At 62.8% G+C, this 22,934-nt stretch carries 19 protein-coding genes; 8 read left to right on the top strand and 11 right to left on the bottom strand.

Translation table 11 applies throughout. From position 1 onward, the window contains the following. Positions 1-7: 7 nt before the first annotated feature. Positions 8-1,483 (bottom strand): hypothetical protein, encoded by a 1,476-nt coding sequence (locus B0G75_RS21985; protein WP_106310245.1) that lies wholly within the window; start codon positions 1,481-1,483, stop codon positions 8-10. 385 nt (positions 1,484-1,868) lie between these two features. Here B0G75_RS21985 and B0G75_RS21980 point away from each other — a divergent pair, with 385 nt between their 5' ends. After that, positions 1,869-3,023: an acyltransferase gene (locus B0G75_RS21980; RefSeq protein ID WP_106310242.1), complete on the top strand. Its 1,155-nt coding sequence runs from the start codon at positions 1,869-1,871 to the stop codon at positions 3,021-3,023. Between the two features lie 119 nt (positions 3,024-3,142). Here the strand turns inward: B0G75_RS21980 and B0G75_RS21975 are convergent, their stop codons facing one another. Beyond that, the gene (locus tag B0G75_RS21975) at positions 3,143-4,333 is read right to left on the bottom strand and encodes a glycosyltransferase (RefSeq protein ID WP_374956911.1); all 1,191 of its coding nucleotides are present in this window, start codon (positions 4,331-4,333) and stop codon (positions 3,143-3,145) included. Between the two features lie 345 nt (positions 4,334-4,678). Here B0G75_RS21975 and B0G75_RS21970 point away from each other — a divergent pair, with 345 nt between their 5' ends. Next, on the top strand, positions 4,679-5,932 hold the full coding sequence (locus B0G75_RS21970) for an oligosaccharide flippase family protein (RefSeq protein ID WP_041758268.1): 1,254 nt from the start codon (positions 4,679-4,681) through the stop codon (positions 5,930-5,932). Further along, positions 5,932-7,005, top strand: a complete 1,074-nt coding sequence (locus B0G75_RS21965; protein WP_106310798.1) for a glycosyltransferase — start codon at positions 5,932-5,934, stop codon at positions 7,003-7,005. The genes B0G75_RS21970 and B0G75_RS21965 overlap by 1 nt, the downstream gene beginning before the upstream one ends. 59 nt (positions 7,006-7,064) lie before the next feature. Here B0G75_RS21965 and B0G75_RS21960 read toward each other — a convergent pair whose 3' ends face one another. Next, entirely contained in the window at positions 7,065-8,279 is a 1,215-nt protein-coding gene (locus B0G75_RS21960) for a hypothetical protein (protein ID WP_106310236.1), read from the bottom strand. An 80-nt stretch (positions 8,280-8,359) separates the two neighbouring features. Then, on the bottom strand, positions 8,360-8,917 hold the full coding sequence (locus tag B0G75_RS41400; protein WP_106310233.1) for a hypothetical protein: 558 nt from the start codon (positions 8,915-8,917) through the stop codon (positions 8,360-8,362). 300 nt (positions 8,918-9,217) lie between these two features. Between B0G75_RS41400 and B0G75_RS21950 the strand changes: the two genes are divergently transcribed. Then, on the top strand, positions 9,218-9,613 hold the full coding sequence (locus tag B0G75_RS21950; protein WP_106310230.1) for a hypothetical protein: 396 nt from the start codon (positions 9,218-9,220) through the stop codon (positions 9,611-9,613). Positions 9,614-9,786: 173 nt separating this feature from the next. Here the strand turns inward: B0G75_RS21950 and B0G75_RS21945 are convergent, their stop codons facing one another. From B0G75_RS21945 to B0G75_RS21915, 7 genes are all read right to left on the bottom strand, one after another. Then, the gene (locus B0G75_RS21945; RefSeq protein WP_106310227.1) at positions 9,787-11,577 is read right to left on the bottom strand and encodes a chloride channel protein; all 1,791 of its coding nucleotides are present in this window, start codon (positions 11,575-11,577) and stop codon (positions 9,787-9,789) included. A 6-nt stretch (positions 11,578-11,583) separates the two neighbouring features. Beyond that, positions 11,584-11,997 (bottom strand): MarR family winged helix-turn-helix transcriptional regulator, encoded by a 414-nt coding sequence (locus tag B0G75_RS21940; protein WP_106310224.1) that lies wholly within the window; start codon positions 11,995-11,997, stop codon positions 11,584-11,586. Positions 11,998-12,086: 89 nt separating this feature from the next. Continuing rightward, positions 12,087-13,253 carry an HPP family protein gene (locus tag B0G75_RS21935; protein WP_181309326.1) on the bottom strand — a complete coding sequence of 389 codons (1,167 nt, stop codon included), beginning with the start codon at positions 13,251-13,253 and terminating at the stop codon, positions 12,087-12,089. A gap of 194 nt (positions 13,254-13,447) precedes the next feature. Continuing rightward, entirely contained in the window at positions 13,448-14,908 is a 1,461-nt protein-coding gene (locus B0G75_RS21930; protein WP_106310216.1) for an efflux transporter outer membrane subunit, read from the bottom strand. Positions 14,909-14,920: 12 nt separating this feature from the next. After that, entirely contained in the window at positions 14,921-16,063 is a 1,143-nt protein-coding gene (locus B0G75_RS21925; RefSeq protein WP_106310213.1) for an ABC transporter permease, read from the bottom strand. Next, complete coding sequence (locus tag B0G75_RS21920) at positions 16,060-17,004, bottom strand: ABC transporter ATP-binding protein (protein WP_106310210.1); 945 nt, start codon at positions 17,002-17,004, stop codon at positions 16,060-16,062. Before B0G75_RS21920 ends, B0G75_RS21925 begins: the two co-directional genes overlap by 4 nt. Further along, positions 17,001-17,975, bottom strand: coding sequence for an HlyD family secretion protein (locus B0G75_RS21915; protein WP_258194620.1), 975 nt, complete (start codon positions 17,973-17,975; stop codon positions 17,001-17,003). Before B0G75_RS21915 ends, B0G75_RS21920 begins: the two co-directional genes overlap by 4 nt. Positions 17,976-18,246: 271 nt before the next feature. Here B0G75_RS21915 and B0G75_RS21910 point away from each other — a divergent pair, with 271 nt between their 5' ends. The 4 genes from B0G75_RS21910 (at position 18,247) to B0G75_RS21895 (ending at position 22,869) form a co-directional block, all read left to right on the top strand. Further along, the gene (locus B0G75_RS21910) at positions 18,247-18,933 is read left to right on the top strand and encodes a TetR/AcrR family transcriptional regulator (RefSeq protein ID WP_106310203.1); all 687 of its coding nucleotides are present in this window, start codon (positions 18,247-18,249) and stop codon (positions 18,931-18,933) included. A 457-nt stretch (positions 18,934-19,390) separates the two neighbouring features. Next, positions 19,391-19,675 (top strand): YtcA family lipoprotein, encoded by a 285-nt coding sequence (locus B0G75_RS21905; protein WP_106310199.1) that lies wholly within the window; start codon positions 19,391-19,393, stop codon positions 19,673-19,675. A gap of 19 nt (positions 19,676-19,694) precedes the next feature. After that, complete coding sequence (gene mdtN, locus B0G75_RS21900) at positions 19,695-20,753, top strand: multidrug transporter subunit MdtN (protein ID WP_106310196.1); 1,059 nt, start codon at positions 19,695-19,697, stop codon at positions 20,751-20,753. A 7-nt stretch (positions 20,754-20,760) separates the two neighbouring features. Further along, the gene (locus B0G75_RS21895; RefSeq protein WP_106310193.1) at positions 20,761-22,869 is read left to right on the top strand and encodes an FUSC family protein; all 2,109 of its coding nucleotides are present in this window, start codon (positions 20,761-20,763) and stop codon (positions 22,867-22,869) included. Positions 22,870-22,934: the final 65 nt, after the last annotated feature.

Raw genomic sequence — 22,934 nt, 5'->3', positions numbered from 1 at the left:
TATTCGGTCAGTTGGAGCGATGCCTGGGCGGCGAGCGCGGGACGAGGGCGCCGAACTGGCCGGCTTCGGATGCGGAACTGGTGGTGTGCGACATGCCGAGCGTGGACGAGAGGTCGGCGCGGCCCATGCCCGGCCGGATCCGTCCGGGCAATTCCGGCATCGCTTCCGGGCGCACGGACGGCGGGCTACGGAAGCGCCGTACGCGTGCCGGCAGCGCGCGTTGCAAACGCGCGTGCGTGGCGATCATCAAGCCGAGCGCGACGCCGAAAATCAGCCCGGAAAAACGTGGCCCGAGTGGATTGCCGCCGATCGACGTGGCCGGCAACGCGGCAAACAGCATGATGGCGCGCCCGAGTACCGGCAGCATGGGCGCGTCGGGCACCACGGAGCGCCAGTAGCGATACGAGAAGAAGCAGATCGCCAGCGCGGCGAGCGTGGCCAACGGCATGCCGATGCCGAACAGCAGGCCGCCCGCGAAGAGCTGGTAGACCCAGAAGTTGTGACCCGCGGCCCATTCGCTGATCGCGTAGAAGTCCTTCTCGCTGATCTGGCCGGCGAGGTCCGGCAGGTAGACCGGCGAGTAGCGGTAGTAGTGGCCGTAGCCTTCGCCGAACAACAAGGTCGTCGGCTCCGCGGTCACCTGATCGTACTGGTCGCGCATTTCCGCGAGACGCGTGATCGTGGTCGGATCCTTGCCGGAGCGGGTTTCCTCGGAGACGAAAATGCGCTGCGCCCAATGCTCGGCGACGGTCGGGAAAGTCAGGGCAGCAATGCCGGCCGCGCCGGCGAGCACGGCGCCGATGATCACGGTGCGGCTCATCGCGCGCCAGATATGCCGGATCGACGGCGCGCTCAGCCCCATTGCGATCAGGAACAGCAGCACCGTGCCGACCATCGCGCTGCGGGTCACGCTCAGCAACTCGATGATCACGCTCAGGGCGAAAATCGATACGGTGAAAAGCGAGTAACGCTTTGCCACGATGAATTCGTGCAGCAAGACGCCTTGCAAACCCAGCAACGTCACGGAGAGGATACGGAAGCGCACGTCGTCGAGACCGCCGCCCGTCGCCATGCCGTAGACCAGGGTGAACAGAAGGCTGATGACGTTGGCGACAAACAGGGCTTTTTCGAACTGGGCGATGCGAAACTCGCTCCACGGGCGGCACGCCACGAGATAGCCCAGCATGAAGAGAATGAACGGCAGCAGCACGCGCAGATAGTTGCCGGTGTCGTTATCCTGAACGAGTTGCGCGACGATGCTGCCGAACACGCACAGGATCATGCTCCACGTGACGATCGAGCGCAGCCGCGAGCGCTCGTGAAAGCGCGGCGCGATGAGAAGGAGGGCAATCCCTGCGGCGATCGCCGGCAGCACGAAAATGAATTGCGCGAAGTGACCCGTATTCGCGTCGGTCGCCTTGTAGTCGAACGCGAGCGGCAGCAGAAAAAACCATATCCAGGGCGTTGCATACTGATGGCGCATTAACGATTCCTCCCCGTCGCCGTAGATTCGCCGCGGTCTATAGCGGACGGCCTCGTATCGGGTTATTTTGAAGGAATCGCTACGCCTGTTAGTGGGCTGGGCCGCATTCGTCGAACATTGCCTGGGTTTAGGCGTCAGCGGAAAGCGTAAGCTCTGCAAAAGGCGCGCACACTTGCGCAGGTTGTCGGTCAATGCCTTGAAGTTGGCGCGCACGCACGCTTGGCGACACCGAATATGCAAAAAGGGCAGCGTGCTTTGCAAGAGAGACAACCGCGATATTGCATGGGATCGGAGTGTGCGCTAAAGCGCCAACTTGGGTCGACAGCTTTGCATGGGACCCAAGTAAGCGCTAAAGCGCTAACTTGGGTCGACAGAGGGGAACAGCATGAAGTTATTCGGCGGGGCGGGACCCGCAAAAGCCGGACGAGCGATCGAGCTCGACTTCGTCCGCGGCATCGCGATCATCATGGTGATGGGCTTTCACTTTCATGCTGTTCATACCGGCAATTACCTCATCCAGATTATTGAGTACCCGCTGAAGAGTTTCGGCCGCGAAGGCGTGAACCTGTTCTTCACATTGAGCGGCTTCCTGGTGGGCGGCCTGCTGCTTCGACAGTATGCCGAAACCGGTCATGTCGATGCCCGGCGCTTCATCATCCGGCGGATTTTCCGCATCTGGCCCGCGTATTACGTGCTGATCGCTTTCCATGTGCTGGCCGGACGCCACCCGTGGAATACCTTCCTCGTCCAGAACCTGACACACTTGCAGAACTACCTGGGCACGTCGATTACGCAGACGTGGAGCCTGGCGGTCGAAGAACACTTTTATCTGGTGCTGCCGGCGCTTCTGTTGATGTTCTCGCGCTGGCGTCTCGGCGCGTGGACGATCGTCAGCGTGCTCACCGGCATCTGCGCGGTGGTGCTCACGGCGCGCTGCTTCGCGGTGGCAGGCGGCAATCTCGACGGCGCCTTTGCTTACACGCAGTACCGCATCGACAGCCTGCTGGTGGGCGTGATTCTTTCCGCGATCTACTGGATGAAACCCGGCGTCTATCATCAACTCGCAAAGCGCAAGTGGCTGCTGATCTTCAGCGTCGTCCTGCTCTGTGCATGGCTCGCATTCGCCACCAGGAACCTCGCGCTGGACGAAAGCATCGGCTACACGATCCAGGCGCTTGGGTTCGCCGCGCTGATTGTGCTGGTGCTCGAATATTCGGGATCGTTGCGTACGTCGTGGATCTATCGCGGCGTAGCCTGGATCGGACTTTATTCGTACGGTATTTACTTGTGGCATTCGCTCGCGCTCGCACCCGGCGACATGCTGATCCGGAAAGCGACCGCGCTGGGTCTTGCGCCGAGCCTTATCTGGTTCGTTGCGCTCGCGGCGCAGTTCGCGATCGCGATTGCAATCGGCTATGTGACCACGCGCGCCATCGAGTATCCGTTCCTGCTGATGCGCAATGCGCTGTTCCCCGAAAAGCGCAGCAGTTCGGTGCGCGAGGAAGTACCCGCCGCTGCCGCCGGTGGGCAGTTATCCTGAGCATGCAAGAGCATGCGGCCGCTTACTTGCGTATGCGGCCATAAACCGATGCCCCATGCGACGTGGCGTCCATCGCACTGATGGACGCCTCGTTTCTTTTTGAAGAACCTGCTGCGGAATCAGGCCATCTGTTGCAGCAAGGTTTGCTTGAATTGGCCGAGCGTATGCCGTGACAGCAGGTCTTCACGCGCGGACGGCATGGCCTCAGGCGCATGCGGCCATGAGGTCATGGTCTCGGTGATCGCACGGCCGATCGACGCGGAACTCAGGTCGCTCAAAATCGGCCCCAGCTCGCAACGCCGGCTGAACCAGCCGATCAAACCGTCTTCAGTGGCAATCACAGGCTTGCCAAAACGGTACGCCTGCACCAGCACGCCACTCATGCCGTAGTGCCCCTTATAGCCGAGCCACACCGCGTCGCACGCGGAGAACAGATCGCGCTCCATATCGTTGGAAATGAAGGCGTCGAGCACCAGCGGCGCGGGAGTGAGACTGCGCACATGGTTGCGCATGAAATGGCGCGTGCCCGCATCCTGCTCGCCGGCGACGATCAGCGTGGGCGCATGTTCGAGACGCGTCAGCGCATGCACCAGTTCGTAGATGCCCTTGCGTTCCGTGATCGCGCCGTACACCAGCAGATAGCGCTGCTCGGGATCGAGCCCCAGACGCTCGCGGGCCAGCACGGGATTTTCCGCGTGTTCATCGGGAAACGGGTCGGCCACGTAGGCGATCGCCGCGCTGTGCTTCGACGCGCTGCGGGCCGACCATTCCGGCAAGGTCGGATCGATGGTCAGTAGCGTGCGCAGGCCGGTGGTGCGGATCGCGCGCTTGAAGAGCAGCGCCTTGATTGCATTGACGACCGGACGATCGGGGGCCTTGATGCCAACCTTGTGGTGATGGAAGGTCGAGCGCATCGTGATGCCGATCCATGGCGTCTTGCCGAAAGGCGAGCCGAGAAACGGCAGCGAATAGAAAAAGTAATCGACGTAGGGCACGACCACGAGTCGGATCGACTGCATGCGGGTGATGATCGAGTGCACGCGCTTGAAGTAGCGGTGGAAGCGCCAGTATTCGTTGGGGTCGGGCAGGCGGTTGCGGGTTTGCTCCTCCGGATCGACGAAAGCGATCTGCTGGTCCGGGCGGTTGGCGGCGGTGATCTGTCTTGCCAGCCGGTGGTCTTCGTTGGCGCACTCGGTCACGAGCATGCACGGATAGCCGGCTTCCGCGCAGGCCTGCATGATCCACTCGGCGTATCGCCAGCGGTGGCCGGTGAGATTCGGTTCCACGATCAGGACGTAGTTTTGTTCCATTGCCTCGGTAACCATTTGCGTTGCGTAAATAAGTACCCGAGCGCCGCTTCCCGCATGGCGCTGGCTGAACAACGTTAGCATCGCCGGAATCCGTGTAACTACTAATTTGTCCGGCTTTGTGGTTCAGCGTACTAGGGGGCGTCGCCTTAGGCCGAACCGGCCTAGCTGATGGCGGTTGTAGGCGATTCTCTCGCGGTATGTTCGTGCATGAAGTTCGATGAAAAAACTCGCCGGCTTGCTGGCGCGACCTAACAAACTATGCGCTGGCGGCGTTCGCAGGGCGATCCACGAAATCGCTCTGCGCGCGGCCGATTCAACGGCGCTCCGATTCGACGGAGAAACAGCTTGCGGGCGATCAGGCTTCCGGCGTTCTCGGTGGCGGGCAGCTTCGGCGCGAGTGCGGCGACGTGGGTCCTGCTACAGCAGTTCGCCGTGCGTGGACTTGTAGCGATCAAATTTCTTGCGATTGGCCGGATGCTCGGGCCGGCGGCAATCGGTAGCGTGAGCGTGGCCCTGCTCGCGGTGGCGATTGCCGAAGCGCTGTCCGATACCGGCCTCGCGCAAGCGGTCATTCAAGGCGAACATCCGCCTTCGCGCTCGCAACTCGGCGCGGTGTGGACCACATTGACGGCGCGAGGCGTGCTCATCTCGCTGCTGCTGGTCGCGCTCGCCCCATTGCTGAGCAGCCAGTTCCATCTCGACGGCTCGCTGATCCTGATCCAGCTCGCCGCGCTGCTGCCGTTGCTGCGCGGTCTGGCGTCGCCGGCTTATTACGTGGTGCAGCGCGAGCGGCGCTTCCAGCACATCGCGGGCGTGGAAGTGGCGGCGTCGTTCGTCGATTGCGCGGTCGGACTCGCACTTGCGTATTTCGGCGCCGGTGCATCCTCGGTGCTGATCGGCCTCGTGGCCGGCGAAAGCCTGAAAAGCACGCTGACCTGGGCGACCATGAAACCGCGTCCGCCGATCCGCGCCGTGTGGTCGGGCATCGGCCACTATGTCGGGTTCAGCCGCTGGATCTGGGCCAGCAGCGTGATCAATCTGCTGCTCAATCAGTTCGACAAGGTCGTGGTCGGCAAGCTGCTCGGACCGGCGCAGCTTGGCAGCTATCAGATGTCGTCGCGGCTCGCGCAGATGCTGCTCGCCGACGCCGCGATCGCCATGTCGCAATACCTCTTTCCGACCTTCGCGGCGCATCATCGCCGCAGTCCGCAGTCGGCGGCGCGCATCATCAAGATCTATCTGCTGGCGATCGCACTCGGGCTCGCGGCTTTCGTCGCGCTGCTGAGGCTGATTGCCGAGCCGCTCTTCTCGCTGATTCTCGGCGCCGCATGGCTGCCGGCGGTGCCGCTCTTCAGGATCCTCGTGATCAACATGGCGATCGGCGCGTTGATCGCCGTGCTCGTGGCCTATCTGCGCGCGGTGGGCGACGCGAAGGCGACCGTGCATGCGTCGGCCATTCAGGTCGTGGTGCTGCTGTTGAGCGCGCCGCCCGCCGTGCACTATTGGGGCGTGACAGGCATTGCGTGGTCCATGACGCTCGGCCTTGGCTGCGCGGCGGCATGGATGCTATTCCGGACGTTGACGGCAAGGACGCCGTGATGCGCGTCTTTCACCTGGTTCTTGCGCCGCGTCTGTCGGGAGCCGAGGTTCTGGCCAAGGACCTTGCACTCGATCAGTGTGCCGAGGGCATGGCGGTGTGCGTGGCATCGCTGTTGCCGGCGCACGCCGATTTCGCGCCTTTGCGGAACGAGTTGGAAAGCCACGGCGTGCAGTGCTTCTTTCCCGAGCGGCGTCATCGTTCGTTCATCAAGCTGTGCCATCTGTTCGGCGCGGTGCGGCGTTTTCGTCCGGATGTGATCTTTGCGCACGCGACCATTCCGTCGTTTTACGCGCGCGCGTTGCCGCTGCGCGTGCCGGTGGTTTACGTCATGCATTCGGCGACCAACGACTTCGAGCGTCCGCTGTTCAGGCGCATCGAACATGTGCTGTCGGGACGCGCCCGAATGGTGATCGGCGTGTCGGAGCAAGGCGTGACGGACTACGTGCAGGCCATCGGGGCGCATCCTTCGATGACCGTGGTGCCTAACGGCGTGGATCTCGCACGCTTCGCGTTCACCGACGGCGTGGAGCGCGACGGCCGCGCGCCGCAGGTGGTGCAGATCGGCCGGTACGCGGCAGTGAAAAATCAACTGCTGACCGTGCGCGCGTTCAGTGAAGTACTCAAGCACGAGAAAGACGCGCGGCTCGTGTTGTACGGCGTGATCGAAGCCCCCGACTACTGGCGCGACGTCATCGCGCTGGCGAAGACGCTGGGCATCGCGGAGCGTGTCGCGGTGGCGGGCCCGCGCACCGATGTCGCCACCGTGCTGTCGGAATCGAACGTGTTCGTCATGCCGTCGCAATCGGAGGCGCACAGCGTGGCGTTTCTCGAGGCGCTGGCTTCCGGCGTGCCGATCGTCGCGAGCAACATCCCGGCTTTCGCTTTCGCGAGCGGATTTCCGGGCGTTCAATTGGTCGATACCGGCAATGTGCAGTGCTATGCCGAGGCGGTGATCGTTGCGCTAGGGCAGGCGCGGGCGCAACGCTCGCTGGCCGGCTTGACGCTCAGGGATACCGCTGACCGCTATCGCGCGATCGCGCGTCAGGTGAGTCTGGCCGTGTCGGCCCGCTAGGGCGTGCGTGGCGCGCCTCGTCCTGTTCTTGTTCAAGCGCGGTCCGCTGGGCGGTGGGATCAGTGATGGCTGCTCACGTCACGCATATCCGGCGCCGGTTCGGGCGCGGGCTCCGCGGGCGGCGGAATCTGCAGTTCCGTTTCGCGTTGCGCGAGTGTTACGAGACGCTGCGCCTCCTTGCTGCTCGAATCGATCTGCAGCGCGGTGCCGGCGTTGTGCGAGACGCAGGTCCATCGCGCGATATATCCGCAGCCTCGCGCGAGGCTCAGTAGCGCGTCGCGCTGCTGTTCGCGTGTGCTCAGCGTGGAGCGCATGTTCAACGCGTCGCGATTGTTCGGTTGCGCGGCGATGATCGCCGCTAGGCGCGCTCTGGTCGCCGACAGATTGTTCTGCTGCAGATTGGCCCGTGCGGCTTTGAGATGCCGCGACATATCGGCGCGTGGTTGCTCCGGCGGGTTGCCTGACTGTCCGCCCGGATTGCGCTTCGCCTCGGGTCCAACGGGTGCGACACGGCGCGAAAGCGGCGGTGCAGCGTCCGGTGGCGGAATTGGCGGCGCATGCAGGGGTGCGGGCCGCACGGCGGCGATGGGCGTGGCGGTCGTGGCGCGCTGCGTGGCGGCGGTGACCGCGGGCTTTTGTGCGGCCGCAGACGGCGCAGTAGCGGGCTTCTGGGCGACGACGGTGGCCGGTTTCTGGGCGACGGCAGGGGCGGGTTTCTGGACGGCGGCGGCGCCAGGCTTCTGGACGGCGACAATCGCGGGCTTTTGCGGGGTGGCAGGCGCGGGCCGCTGCGCGACGGTGGCCGCCTGCTTCTGCGGAATGACGACGAGCGGCGCGACATTTTGCGTCTGCACCTTGCCGGACACAGCGATTGGCGTGCCGACATTCGAGTCGTTGCTATGGATGAAACCCAGGTACACCGCCGAGGTCACCACCAGCGCCGACGCGCCCAGCACGAGGGGCTGGCGCAGTCGGTGATAGGCGGACACGGCGACCTCGGGCTCCTCGACGAACTCGTAGGGATTGACGAGCGCGCGCGAGGACGGATTCCAGATCTTGCGTGCCGGCAGACGGCTGTCGACGAGCGGCTGCGAGTCGTCCAATGGACTCTTCAGCGGGACTTTGAGCGAGGCAGGCGGCGCCGGACGCGCGCCGAACGAATCGGCCGGACGCCGATGGCACGAAGGACAGGGCGTGAAGCGATTGGCTAGCGGGACACCGCAGTGCCCGCATCGGAAGGGATCGTGCTGATCGGAAGTAAAGTCGCTAAGCATCGCCGTGTCGCAAAGGGGCGTCGAATGCCGGCGCCACAATCAGAAAAAACAAGGCACCGTAACGAGGCTTGCAAGCAGGGTTACTGTGCGACTACGTAACCCCGCGCTTGCATGCACGCGCCATACGCGGCCCAGTACTGTGTCATTGGCGGCTCGGGCGCCGGCAGGGGCGGCAGCTTCACGCTGGATGCCGCAGCCGTCTGCGCCGCGCTCGCAGCCGCCGTTTCCGAGGCGCTGCGGTCCGCAGTCGTCGCCGAAGCCGCGCTCGCCGTCATGGGCGCCGAAGCACCCTTCGCCGTGGCCGCCGTGGTCGCTACGGGCGCACTCGCGCCCGGCTCGGCGGCGGCCGGCATGCTCGCGCCGAACGGCGCGGACGCGAAGGTGCTGGGCGGCAACGGCGGCCGCGACGGCGCGCCGGTCGACGAACTCTTGGTGGCAGCCGGCTTGCGCGGTGGGATCTGCGACTCGCGAACGATGTTGACCTTGGTCTGTTTGTTCGCAGCCGCGTAGCACAGCGCGGTATCGACGCTGCGCTGATAGGGGCTTTGACTTCGGATTGGATAAGTGAGCGGCTGCCATGCGAAAGCAGCACTGCTAAACACCAATAGCGTCAGTACGGTATATGTTTTGATTTGCATCGCAGTCTCTCCCGCAGCGATGTTTCGCCTTTCGTAGGCAATGGCGCTTCGCGATGTGTTCTATGCCTGCTGATTTTGCCGCTGGACGGCGGCCCACTACCGCGAAGGCTGCTTTACTGAGCGTAACACCGTGGATTGTCAACGCAATACACTGGCATAGCGCGCGAAACCGCCATCCTGCAGTCGAAACAAGACAGATCGGCGTGAAATGGCGGAAAACGTAGGGAGTATCCCCAGGCATTGCGGCCGTGCCGGGAGCGATTGGACAGCCGCGCCGCCGTCGATGATGAGGAGTCGGACATGAGGCAACGGCAGTACTGCTATCGAATGCTGTTGGCGGTGACATCCGTATTGTTGTTATCGGTGGCGTGGCCGCCATCCGGCGTGGCGGACGAGGAGACCGCGAACGACAATGCGCAAACCGCGGGTCAGCGGGCTTATTTCGCGCAGACATACTGCGGGATCTCGCCCGCGCGCGTCGGCGCGTATAAGGAGCGCTTGCGCAAGGTGCTGCACGACGCAAGCAACTTCGACCTGCAATGGCAGACCGGCTGGCGCCGCGGCGAAAAGGACGGCATTCAGATGGACGCCCTGCGGTTGAACGATCCGCAGGAGTTCGCGTCGCGAGTCAAGGCTGACTGCGAGAGGCTCAAATGGATGGCGCAGAACGCCGTGCGGGTTCGTCCGCAGAAGTGAAACGGTTAACCGTCGCGTCCGGAATGCCGAGACATTGCGCGGCATCGTGACCTGGAGAGTGCACGGATAAGGATAGCGGACGGTCTGCCGTGCCACATGAATCCGCCATCGGTTGGGGAAAACAGATGTGCCCTTGGGAAGGCGCATGGAGAATCGCTTGCGGATCGGACGGCTTACGGAACCGGCGGGAAGTGCCGCTTGCCGGTGTGCATCCGCAAGCGCCGGAAGCGCTCTTTCTTGTGCTCTTCGTCGAAGTGCGCAAGAGACGGTTTGATCAGATCGCTGCGCGACACGATGCCGATCAGTTGCAACGTGGTGGAATTCGCAACCACGGGCAAACGTTCGAGACCGTGCACCGCAAGCCGCGTGGCGACGAGGCGGCAGGTTTCACCGGGCAACGCGAAAGTGGGCGAACGGTGCTGCAATATATCGGCGAGTCGCGAGTCGAGCGCATTGTGCGTCTCGTCATCGCGGATTGTCTCCAGTACCGCGCGATCGACGACGCCCACCAGCGCGCCTCGACGCACAACCGGATAGGCGCGATGTGTCTGCGTCGCGCCGAAGCACGTTGCCAGCGCTTCTGCCACGGACATGTCGCCATCGATCGTCTTGACCGCGCGCGACATCACCTCTTCGACATGGTGCCGCTCGAGTGGATCGACACCGTATTCCCGATAAATGTGATAGCCGCGCCGGGCAATTTTCTCGGTCATGATCGAACGCTTCATGACGACCGTTGCGAACCCGTGCGCGATCAGTGTCGCGGCCAGCAGCGGCAGCAGTGCGTTACTGTCGTGCGTCAGACCGAAGGCGAACACGATGGCGGTCAACGGCGCGCCCAACGTGGCGCCGAGCGTGGCCGCCATGCAGACGAGCGGCCACAGCGCAGGTTCGCCGCCCGGCAGCACGTGCCCGAGCAGGACGCCGAGTCCCGCGCCCAACATGAGCAACGGAGCCAGCACGCCACCCGAGGTGCCCGAGCCGAGCGCGACGACCCAGATGACAGCCTTCACCATGAGGATCGCCAGCGCGATCTGGATGGCAATGTGCTGATGCAACAGATCGCCGATTACGTCGTAACCGACGCCCAGCGCACGCGGTTCAAGAAAGCCGCCAATGCCGACGACAACTCCGCCGAGCGCGGGCCACCACATCCAGTGAATAGGCAGCTTGCCGAACAGGTCCTCGACTTTATAAAGTGCGGCCGACAAGCCCGAGGCGAGCGCGCCGGACAGCAAGCCGGCGATGACGCAGGACAGCAGCGACAGCGCGCCGGGCGGCGCGGTTTCGAGCGGAAACAGCGGGCCCGTGCCGAAGAACGCCGCGCGCGCAAAACCCGCGACCGCGCACGCCAGCGCGACCGGCAGAAAACTGCGCGGGCGCCATTCGAACAGCAGCAGTTCGACCGCCAGCAGCACGGCCGCCACGGGCGTGCCGAAGACGGCCGTCATGCCCGCCGCCGCGCCGGCCACCAGCAGCGTCTTGCGTTCCGCGGCGGTGACCTTCACGCACTGCGCGATCAGCGAGCCCAGCGCGCCGCCTGTCATGATGATCGGGCCTTCCGCGCCGAACGGGCCGCCGCTGCCGATCACGATGCCGGACGACAACGGTTTGAGAATCGCCACCTTCGGCGACATGCGGCTCTTGCCGAACAGGATGGCTTCAATCGCTTCGGGAATGCCGTGGCCGCGAATCTTCTCCGAACCGTAGCGCGCCATCAGACCGACGACCAGGCCGCCGATCACAGGGATGACCACCACCCAGATACCCAACGTATTGACGGCGGGTGAGCGGTCCGCAAACGAAAACTGCTGGAAGAAAAACAGATTGGTGAAAAGATGAATCAGGCTCAGCAGCACGAACGCCGCGAGCGTGCTGAGCGCGCCGATTCCGGCGGCGAGTGCGGAAATGCCGGGAAGCCGCGCGTTGATGGAAAAATCGCGCTTATGGGTATCGAGACTCATGGGGACTCAAATATCGATCTGGGGGACGGTAAACGCGCCTTTGAGCGACTTCAACTCAGCACGATGCATCTCGGCGAGACGGGCGAGCACCTGCTCGCCGGCTTTCAGCAAATGAACCTCGACCTGGCGGCGATCCGTCTCGCTGACTTTCCTGCGGACCAGATCGAGCGCCTCGCAGCGGGACACCAGCGCAACCACGCCGTGATGCTGCGCCTGCAGCCGTTCCGCAAGCTCGCCGACAGTCGCCCAGTCGCGCTCCGGATAACCCTTGATATGCAGAAGCAGTAGATACTGCAACGGCGTGATGCCTTCGCCCTGAGCGGCCTGCTCGGAAAAACGCTCGAAGCGCCGCATCTGATAGCGAAACTCGGACAGTTGCTCGAAGTTCGCCTTGGTCAAGCCGCGCGCGAGTGTTTTCATCGGAGTGCCGTGGAGGAAGAGGTAAAGCGCGAATTATATCATGACGTGATATGTATGTCCGTGCTCGATCCCGGTGTGAATGACGATGGCTATGCCGCGGTTCGCTGCCTGGCGTAAGCCTGGCGATACAGTCCCGCGATGAGATCGGCCTGCGTGATCATGCCGGCAAGCCGCTGTTGCGAGTCCAGAACCGGGATATGGTGGTGCCCGTAGTTCGCAAACACCGGCACCAGTTCAACGATCGGAGTCGTTCCTTCGACTGTCTGAACGTCCACGTTCATGAGTGCGCCAACGAGCGGCGCCGGAGTGACACTACGCCTGAACCAGCGTTGCATGAGAGACGATTGGCCGGGCGCTTTGGCGAACGCCCGTTTGTCCACAAGGTCGGCGCGGGTCACGATGCCGATCACGTGCTGCTTCTCGTCGGTGACCGGCAGTGCCTTGATATGGCGCTGTTTCAGCAGACTCCATGCGGCGGAAGCACGCGTGGTTGCCGACACGGCGACGAGCGAGCGCGACATGATATCCGCGCAGGTCAGTTCATTGAACGTGCGGGCATAGGCCTGCAACTGCACGTCGCGCAGCAGGGATTCCAGATCGTCCGTGTCGATATCGAGCAATTCGCCGCGCCGGCTCAGCACCGCTTCGAGGTCCGCGCGCGTGAAACCTTCGCTCGACGCCGAGGCCGATGCTCCCGCGCCTTTGAGTGAACTCGCCTGGGCGACGTGGGGATATCGATGCCCGGTAGCGGCGTGGTAGACGATGGCGGCGCATAGCAGCGTGACCGACTGGATAGCAATCGGCTCGGCCACGAAGCGATAGCCCAGCGCGTGCACCGCCGGACCGCCAAGGACCGCGGTCAACGCAACCGCGCCCGACGGCGGGTGGACACAACGCAGCGCAAACATCGCGCAGATCGCCAGCGCGACGGCCAAAGCGGCGGCGCCCACCGGATCGCCGATCCAGCTTGCACAGGCCACGCCGACCGTAGCGGAGACGATGTTGCCGCCGATAATCGACCACGGTTGCGCGAGCGGACTGGCCGGAACCGCGAACAGCAGCACGGCCGAAGCGCCCATTGGTGCGACGAGCAAAGGAATATTTGCCGCCGGTCCGAGAAGGACGTGCATGGTCCCGCCGGTGAACGCAATCCCAAGCAATGCGCCCAGACATGACCTCAGGCGCTCTGGCCACCGGACAGCCATGGGATGGGGGGCGAAGCTGGCGAGCCAGCGGATGAGAGCGTAGCGGGACAAGGTTCGAATAGAAGAATGAAAGGCACTACTACATTAGAAGAGGCCACACATTAAGGCAAAATCCTCGGGAAACGAAAGAACGCATTCGTCATGATTATATTTCATTGTGATATAAAACTGCGTTCCGGGTTGCCGCAGCGCAGCAGAAGCGGGGGCGGCCAAGGGTCCGGCCTGGTCCGCGGGATCTTCCGCGGTTACGGCGCGCTTCCTAGCGTCAAGTCGGCTTCGCTGCTGCCCAGCGACTGGAATAGCGCGGCGGTATCGCTCAATCGGGCTGCCTGCGCGTGCGTCTGATCGAGAGCGGTCTGCAGCGCCTGACGTTGCGTGTCGAGCAGGCTGAACTGGCTGACGCCACCCGCCGAATACTGAGCACGCGCGATGTCGAGGTTCGCTTGAGCCTGCCGGGCGGCGTCGTCGCGAGCATGCAGTTCGTGCGCGTCGTTATGCAACGCCGTCAGCGCGTCCGCAACCTGTTGCAACGCCTGAAGCACCGTTTGCCGATAGCTCGCGAACGCAGCGTCATAGGCCGCCTGGGCAGCGCGCTTCTTCGCGTGTAGCTCCCCGCCGTGAAAAATGGGCTGGGTCAGATTCAGGCCGATATTCCAGATGTTCAGGCCATTCACAATGTCCTGAATACTCGTGCGTTCAGAGCCGATTCCCGCCGATAGCGAAAACTGTGGATACAGGTTCGCTGTCGCGACGCCCACGTTTGCGCTGGCCTGGTGCAGCAGCGCTTCGGCGGCGCGAATGTCAGGGCGTTGCCGTGCAAGTGACGATGGCAGCGTGACGGGTATCTCGGTCGGCAGATGAAGCGAGTCCAGCGTGAGTCGATCGAACTCCGCTTTGGACGGCACATCGCCCACCAGGATCGCAAGCTGGTGATCCGCCTGCGCAAGCTGCGTGGCGAGCGGCGGCAGCGACGCGCGCGTCTGTGCGAGCAGCGTGCGCTGGCTGTTCACGTCGAGTTGCGATACGCCTCCGGCAGCGAGTCGCGCCTCCATGATGCTGAGCTGTTGCGCCTGCGCGTCGGCGAGACGTTGCGTCAGCAAGACCTGCTGCTGCAACGAAGCGCGTTGCACCGCCGTCGATACGACATTGCCTGCAATGGACAGGCGCGCTGCGTCCAGTTGGAACGCCGCGTAGTCGACCTGCGCCAACGTGGCTTCGAGCGCCCGGCGATTACCGCCGAAAACGTCGAATGTATACGCCACTGTCACCGATGCATTGAATAGCGAAAAGGGACCTGGGTTCTCGACATGCGGGATGCCGAAAGCCGCGAGATCGACCTGTTGACGCGTTCCGGAAATCTTCGCGTCGACGCCTGGGAACCGTGTCGCGCCCGACTGCGCATTGTAGTTTTCGCGTGCCTCGATCAGCTTTGCGCGGGCTTGCGCCAGCGAGGGGCTTCGGCTCAACGCCTGATCGACTAGACCGTCTAGATCCGCCGAGTGAAATTGGCGCCACCACATAGGCAGTGGCGCATCAGCGGTCGTGAAGGTTTGAGCGGAACTCTCGGTGCCGTCGGCCAGTACTGTGCGAGCCGGCTCGGCCTTGTGCGTGTAGGTTTGCGTGTCCGGTGCCGCAGGCGCGTGAAAGTCAGGTCCCACTGCGCAGCCGCACAGCACGAGTGAACACAGGAAAGCGAGTTGCTTCATGATCGTGTCTTCCTAGTCGAGCGTGCGCCGGTAGAAGCGCAATGCAATAGCCATGACGATCGCAGTGAACAGCGCCATCGGCCAAACCGAGGGCCACAGGTCGGCCCAGCCATTGCCCTTGAGCAGGATGCCGCGAATCAGCCGGTTGAAATAGGTCAGCGGCAAGAGGTTGCCGATAAACCGCGCCCATGCCGGCATGCCCGCGAATGGGAACATGAAGCCCGAGAGCAGAATATTGGGCAAGAAATAGAAGACGGTAAGCTGCATCGCCTGCAACTGGTTTTGCGCGAGCGAGGAAAGCGTGATGCCCACCGTCAGATTCGCCGCAATGAAAAGCAACGCCGAGAGATAGATGGCCAGCGCGCTGCCGACAAACGGAACATGGAAAACGTAGCGTGTCGCGGCAAGAATGATCGACGCCTGAATGAGCCCGATGACGACATAGGGCACGATCTTGCCGGTCATCACTTCGATTGGCAGAACGGGAGTGGCGAGCAGATTTTCCATCGTGCCGCGCTCGCGTTCGCGGGTCACGGCGAGGCCGGTCATCATGACGAGCGTCATGGTGAGGATCACGCCCATCAACCCGGGCACCACGTTGTATTGCGTCACGCCTTCCGGGTTGTAGAGGTTGTGAACCTGCACGTCGAAGGCGTTTTGCGTGCCGTTCAGGTGTGCGAGCGGACCCGTGAGATCTTTATTCGCGACCGGTTGAACGAGTTTCGGCAGCGCGCCGACGGCGGTGTTCGTTGCGGTGGGATCGGTCGCGTCGGCTTCGACCAGCAGCGACGGACGCTCGCCACGCAGCAGTTTGCGCGAGAAGTCCACGGGCACATTGAGGACGAACTGCACCTTACCCTGGGCAAGCGCGCGGCGCCCGGCCTCTTCGTCAGGCAAGATTTCGACGATGTCGAAATAGGCCGAGTTCGTCATCGCCGCAACGAAGCTGCGGGAAAACTCACTCTGATCGTGGATGATGACGGCCGTCGGCAAATGCTTGGGATCGGTATTGATCGCGAAGCCGAACAGTGCAAGCTGGATGATCGGCAGCCCGACGATCATGCCGAACGTGACGCGGTCACGCCTTAACTGAAGAAACTCCTTGAGGACGATGCTCCACCAGCGTGTCAAAGAAAATACGGTGCGATTCTTCATGACGGCGCTCCGAAGTTATCCTTCGAATGGCTCATCAGATAGATGAACACGTCCTCGAGTCCCGTGCCGATCGGTTCGATGCGCAGCGAGGTTCCGGCAACCGCTTGCCGCACCGCGTTTTCGAGTGCTTGATGATCGCGCCCGCTGACGTGCAGCGCGGAACCGAACACGACGGTCTGGTCGACGCCGGGCGTGGTACGAAGCTGCTCGGACAGCTTGCTCAGCTGTTCGCCGTGGATAGCCCACGTCGACAGACCTTGTGATTCGATTACCTCGCTCGCGGTGCCGCGCGCGAGCATCTTCCCGTAAGCGATGTAGGCGAGCTTGTGACAGCGTTCCGCTTCATCCATGTAGTGGGTACTGACGAGCACGGAAATGCCGGTGGCCGCGAGGCGATGCAGTTCTTCCCAAAAGTCGCGCCGCGCAGTGGGGTCCACGCCGGCGGTGGGCTCATCAAGCAGCAGCAGTCTTGGCTCGTGCAACATGCAGGCGGCCAGCGCGAGCCGCTGCTTCCATCCGCCCGATAGCGAACCGGTCAACTGGTTCGCGCGCGTTTGCAGGCCGAGCGATTCCAGCGAGCGATCCACCGCTTCTCGCCGGTTGCGCATCTGGTAGATGCGTGCGACAAAGTCGAGATTCTCGCGGATGGTCAAGTCTTCCCAGTAAGAGAAGCGCTGGGTCATGTACCCGACATTGCGTTTGATCTGCTCGCTCTCACGCAGGATGTCGTAGCCAAGGCAGGTGCCGCTGCCCGAATCCGGCGTGAGCAATCCGCACATGAGGCGGATGGAGGTCGTCTTGCCGCTGCCGTTCGGTCCGAGAAAGCCGAAGATTTCGCCACGGCCGACCTGCAGCGAGACATTCTTGACAACGTGTTTGTTGCCGAAGCGCTTGTTCAGGTCATGCACGTTGATCACATACTGTTGGGTGTCGTCGTTCATTGCAGCACCACCGATACAGGTTGGCCCGGATGAAGCTTCGGTGCATCCGCAGCCGAGGGGTGGGCTTCAACCATGAACACGAGCTTGGCGCGGCTCTCGTTGCTATAGATGACCGGCGGCGTGTATTCGGCCTGACTCGACACATAAGTGATCTTCGCGGGCACGTCGGCCGCGCAGCCGTCGCAATGCAGCGTCACGCCGCGATTGAGCGCCAGTTGCCCGACAATCGTCTCCGGAACGAAGAAACGCACCTTGACGTTCTGCGGCGGCAGCATCTGGACGACCGGACTGCCGGCGGCCACCCATTCACCCTGGCGATAGAGCGTGTCATAGACCAGGCCTTCTGATGGGGCGGCGACGCGTTTCTGATCGAGTTTCCATTGGGCCTGCGCGACTACGGCATTGGCGGCGGCTACTTGCGCTTCCTGTCCGACGATCTGTTGTGAACGGGCCGGCAGGCGAGCCACGTCGACCTGATGCGTGAGCTTCCGAACCTGCGCGGCGGTCGAGTCGGCATTGGCGCGCGAATCGTCCAGTTGAGCTTTCGCGATGCCGCCTGCGCGGTATTGGGCTTCGTCGCGCGTCAGTTGCAGCGCCGCCTTGCGAGCGTTGGCGACGGCCTCGGCCAGTTGCGCACGGTTGACGTCGACCTCGGGCGCGCGCTTGCCGGTCCGGATGTCCGCGAGTTGAGCGCGGGCCGCCGCGAGTTGCTGCTGTGCCGCTTCGAGGGCGTGGGCTTCGTCGTCGGATTCGAGGGAAAATAGCGAGGCGTTCGCCTTGACCGTTTGGCCGCGAGAGACTGATAGCGCCGTGAGCTTGCCGGCCTGCGAAGAGCCGAGGTAGACGAACTCGCCTTCGACGTAGCCCTGATAGGTTGCGGCTTCGTGCCGCGAACAGGCCGATAACAGCGCGACAAGCAGCAGGGAAAGTACGGCCCATGCAATTCGTTGCGCTCGCTTGGAGTTAGACAAAACTTCCACTAAGAGGCGTTTATTTAGTAAGTAATACATAATTAACATCCTGTGGAACCACGATCGGCACACCAGGCGGATCGGCTCAGCACGAGGGGAAGCACGCGGCGAGCGCAATCCGCAGTCTCCGCGAGGGCAATCCGGCCGCCTTGGTGACTCGGCCTTCCATGCCGGCGCGTCCGTTCGCGGACCGGACGCAGACGAAGTAGAATGAATGCTATGAGAATTTGAATTCAAATTCAAACTATTTCTGGAATGAAAGCCTCCGACCATGCCGACGAGTCCGAAAAAAACAACCGCGACGCAGCCTAAGCGGGCCTCGCGCCCAGACGGCGCGGCGACTCGCCAGCATTTGCTCGAGACTGCGGGCCGGGTGTTCGCCGAACGTGGTTTTGCGGATGCCACCAGCAAGGAAATTTGCGAGCGTGCCGGCACACCGATGGCGTCGGTGAACTATCACTTTGGCAGCAGGGAGGCGCTCTACGAAGCGGCGCTGGTCGAGGCGCACCGGCAAGTCGTGGGTCTTGACGAGCTAGCGGCGCTTGCCGCGAGCCTCGACGATCCCAAGGATCGGTTGCGTGCCATCCTTTCGCGTTTCCTCGGTCTTTCAACGAGCACAGGCACGCCTTGGGGCTTCATGCTGATGTTGCGTGAAGTGCTGTCGCCGTCGAAAGCTATCCCGGCGCTCATCGAGAAGGCGGTGCGTCCGAAAGCCGCATTGCTGCTCAAGGTGATCGGTGAAGTGCTGGGGCTGGACCCGACCACGCCCGTGGTTCAACGGGCTCTGATGTTTACGGTGTTGCCCTGCATCGCCATGATGATCGCGCCGAAGCAGGTGCAGTCAGCGCTATTGCCCGCTGTCGCAAAGGACAAGGATGCGCTTGCGGAGGATTTCGTGCGATTCGTGCTGGCAGGGCTCGATGCGATCGCAGTCGCTCATCGTTCAGAAGCAAGGTGAATCCGGCATTTTAGAAAGCTTCCTCCACGGGAGTGACGTGCCGGATTCTCGAGCCAACGTTCGACCCTCGCTAGATGATAGTCAGTGGATTTGCCTGCCGCTACTATATGAATGTGGAGCGCATCCGGGTTTGCCCAGGAAGACGAACGATTGCGGACACTACATATTCATGTAATGTGGGATGCTTTTTTCAGCGTTATTGTGTCGACTTGGTGGACCTGCCATCTGTCGAGCGACCCAAAGGCTACAACCTTGAAAACGCGCTATCGGGTTCTTCAGAAGGTCTTTGAATGAGGGCACATTATTGAATATGTAAGGCTGGCGTCAGCTCTCTAATGCGCCCGAAGCTGTTTCCCTTGCTGCCCAAAACTTAAACCCGCGTCCGAGGCGAGACACATCGGCGTATCTGCAAGGTGTGACATTGAATTCAACTACAGAGTCGACTCTGCAACGACACATGCCAGTAGCCAGAGGCAGACATTCAAAGCGTGGAATCGGCGCGGCCGCGATTTCCGCGATTCCGATCTCGGGGTGTACAAATTCACCGTCCATCGGCGTGCTCGGTGCGTACTTTCCCGACTGGCTATTCTGCATCGTCGCGGGCGTCGTGCTCACGATCGTCATTTATCTGATCCTCAAGCGCTTACAGGCCGACCATCTGATGGGACCATCCGCCGTCGTGTATCCAGCGCTTGTTGCTTTGCTGGCGCTCGCTGTCTGGTTGGTCTTCTTCCAACATTGAATCTTTGTCGGGTGGATGAATGGCGACCCCAGCCAGCAAGACATCGAAGAGAAAATGGCCAGCCATCGTGATCGTCGTGCTGACGCTGTTGCTGCTCGTCTACGTGATCCGTGTGTGGGACCGCACGCCTCGCACCGACGACGCCTATGTCTACGCGGAGACGATCGACGTCGTGCCCGAGGTCAACGGCCGCATCGTCGAACTGGCCGTGCGCGACAATCAGGCCGTGAAGCAGGGCGATCTGCTGTTCCGTATCGATCCGCGCCCATACGAGGATGCGCTCGCGCGCGGCAAGGCGTCGCTCGTCGCGCTCGACCGCCAGATCGAGTTGACGCAGCGCACGGTCAACGCGCAGCAGTACAACGCGCAGTCGGTGCGTGCGGCCGTCGAGCGCGCGCGAGCCGCAGCCGGGCAGGCGTCCGATACGCTGCACCGCATGGAACCGCTGTTGTCACACGGTTATGTGTCGGCGGAAGATGTCGACCGTGCGCGCACCGCGCAACGTACCACCCAGGCCGAACTCAGCGCCGCGCAACTGCAGGCGCAGCAGGCGGCAGCGGCTGTAAGCGGTGTCGATGCGCTGGTTGCGCAACGTGCCGTCGTCATGGCGGAGATCGCGACTGCCGAACTGAACCTGGAATATGCGACCGTGCGTGCACCGTTCGACGGACGCATCGTGTCATTGAAGACATCGACCGGCCAGTTTGCCACGGCGCTCAAACCTGTCTTCACCTTGATCGACACGCGCCACTGGTACGTGGTCGCGAACTTTCGCGAAACCGAACTCAAGGGCGTCAGGGCGGGCACACCCGCCGCTGTCTATCTGATGAGCGATACGGGCCAGCGTTTCAAGGGCAGCGTCGATTCGATCAGCTATGGCATCGCGCCCGATGAAGCCGGCCTTGCCTTGCCTGGCGGATTGCCACGCATTCAACGCACGCTCAACTGGGTGCATGTATCGCAGCGCTTCCCGGTGAAGATCCTCATCGACAAACCGAACCCGGAACTGTTTCGCGTCGGTACGTCGGCGGTGGCCGTGCTGGAACCCGGACGCAACAACGACGGCGAGCGCCATTGAGGAGCCCATGACCGCCGCCGACTATCTGCCCGTCTCGCTGCGTGATGCAGGTGCTTTCCTGAAGCGCGAGCTTGCGCCTTTCCCCGGGCGTTTGAACGTGATGCTGCGCTGCGTGTTGACGAGCGCCATCGTGATCGTCGTGTCGAATACGCTCGAGGTGCCGGAGCTCGCTCTATCGCTGCTGGTGGTGTTTTACGTCACGCAGTCGAACGTGGTGGTCACACGGCTGGTCGGCGTGATGTTCATGGTCGGATCGACGCTCGCCATCGGCCTGTCGATCCTGCTGCTGAAATTTACGTTCGACTATCCGTTGCTGCGCATCGTCATCGCGAGTTTGATGTTCCTGGGCAGCGTGTACCTGCTGCGGGTGCTCAAGATTGGCATCATGTTCTTCATCGTCGCGATCGTCGTGATCTACGTGCAGAGTTTCGTGGACCGGACCGATCAGGCCGACCTGCTGATCCGAGCGGCGTTATGGGTGTGGGTCGCCGTCAACTATCCGATCGCGCTGACGCTCGTGGTCAACACGCTGCTGCTGCCTGCCGAACCGCAATTGCAACTCAAGGCGGAAATCCATCGGCAGCTCGCGGCGCTGGACGCGCGCCTGACGCAGTTGATCGACGGCAGCACGAGCGAAGCGCCCATCACGCTGGCGGCCGTTCAGCAAGGGGCGCTCACGTTGCAGAAGTTGCTGCGCTTCACGACAATGCGTGATGCGCACTATCGCGAACACCAGGCCTCGCAGCTTGCATGCATTGCGACCGTGTCGCGGCTTTATCACGGAGCGAGTGAACTGCCGCTCAGTTGGCCGCGCGCGTCGGCAGCGCAACTGGCGATGTTGCGTGAGTTGCGTGCGAACTGCCACGCGCTCGACCAGGCGGTCATGGCCGGCGAACCCTATCGCTACGTGAGCACGGCGACACCTGACGAGCGCAACGCCGCTGACACGATCCCTGCCGCTGCCGAATCGCAGCGGGCGTTGCGCGCATTCGCCGACCTGGCCGCGAGCGACTCGGCATCCGGCAAGCCGCCCGCGAGCGAGCCGATGATCGCGCCGGACGCATGGACCAATCCCGCGTACATGCGCTTTTCCCTGAAAACCTTGCTCGCCGTTCTGGTCTGCTACGTGTTCTACAACGCCGTGGACTGGCAGGGCATCCACACGATCATGCTGACCTGCCTGATCGTCGCGCTGCCGAGCCTTGGCGCATCGACGCAGCGGGCGTTGTTGCGGCTCTGCGGGGCTGCCGTCGGTAGTGCGCTGGCGCTGTTCATGGTCGTGTTCGTGGTTCCGCATCTCGACGACATTGTCGGCCTGCTGTTGATGGCGTTGCCTGTCGTCGCGTTAGGGGCGTGGGTATCGGCGGGCTCGGAAAGAATCGGCTATGCCGGTATTCAGATGGCGTTCACCTTCTCGCTGGCACTACTCGATCAGTTCGGCCCAAGCACCAATCTGACTGAGATCCGCGACCGGATGGTCGGCATTTTCCTGGGTGTGTGCGTGGCGACCTTCGTGCAGATGTCGTTCTGGCGCGAGGGCGAGGGCGACGTGCTGCGGCAGAAGCTCGCCACCCTGCTGCGCGCGATTGCCGCACAGGTGCGCCCGTCGCGGGTCGGCGAAGAGAAAGTGGATGAGTTGCCCTATGCACAGCGGCAGTTGCAGGCGTGGGCCGTGCTGGCCGATTGCGAGACGACGCTCTCGCGTGTCGCGCTCGAACCCGGCTGGCAGGAAAGCGAGCAGTCGGAATTGACAAGGCGCGCGCAAACAGTCCTTGCGCAGGGGCGCGAGATCATGCTGGCGGGCGGCGCGTTGCGCAACACGTTGGTGGCGCAAGCGAACTTGGCGAGCCCACACACGATCGACGTAGTGCGCGCAGTCCAGGAACAGGCCAGCGCCGAACTGAACCGCTACGCGGATGAGCTCGCGGTCGACCCACCCGATGCGCGCGCACCGCGACGCATCGAGATCGCTGCGCAAGCGGGCGAACCGGCTCAGCCGGCCGATCAGTCGCTCATCGCCGCGGCGGACGAACTGTCGCGGCAGATCGCAGGCTTGCCGGACTGGCGCGTCGAGGCACCGGTCGCGGCGCCCGCATCACCGGCGGTACGAGCATGAACGCGCGATCGGTCTTGAGCGATTGGCGATGGCGTCGAGGCTTTGTATGCCTCGCGTGGATATCG

Source organism: Paraburkholderia sp. BL18I3N2 (assembly GCF_003001875.1).
Lineage (GTDB): Bacteria > Pseudomonadota > Gammaproteobacteria > Burkholderiales > Burkholderiaceae > Paraburkholderia > Paraburkholderia phytofirmans.
This window is presented reverse-complemented; position numbering and strand designations above follow the sequence as displayed.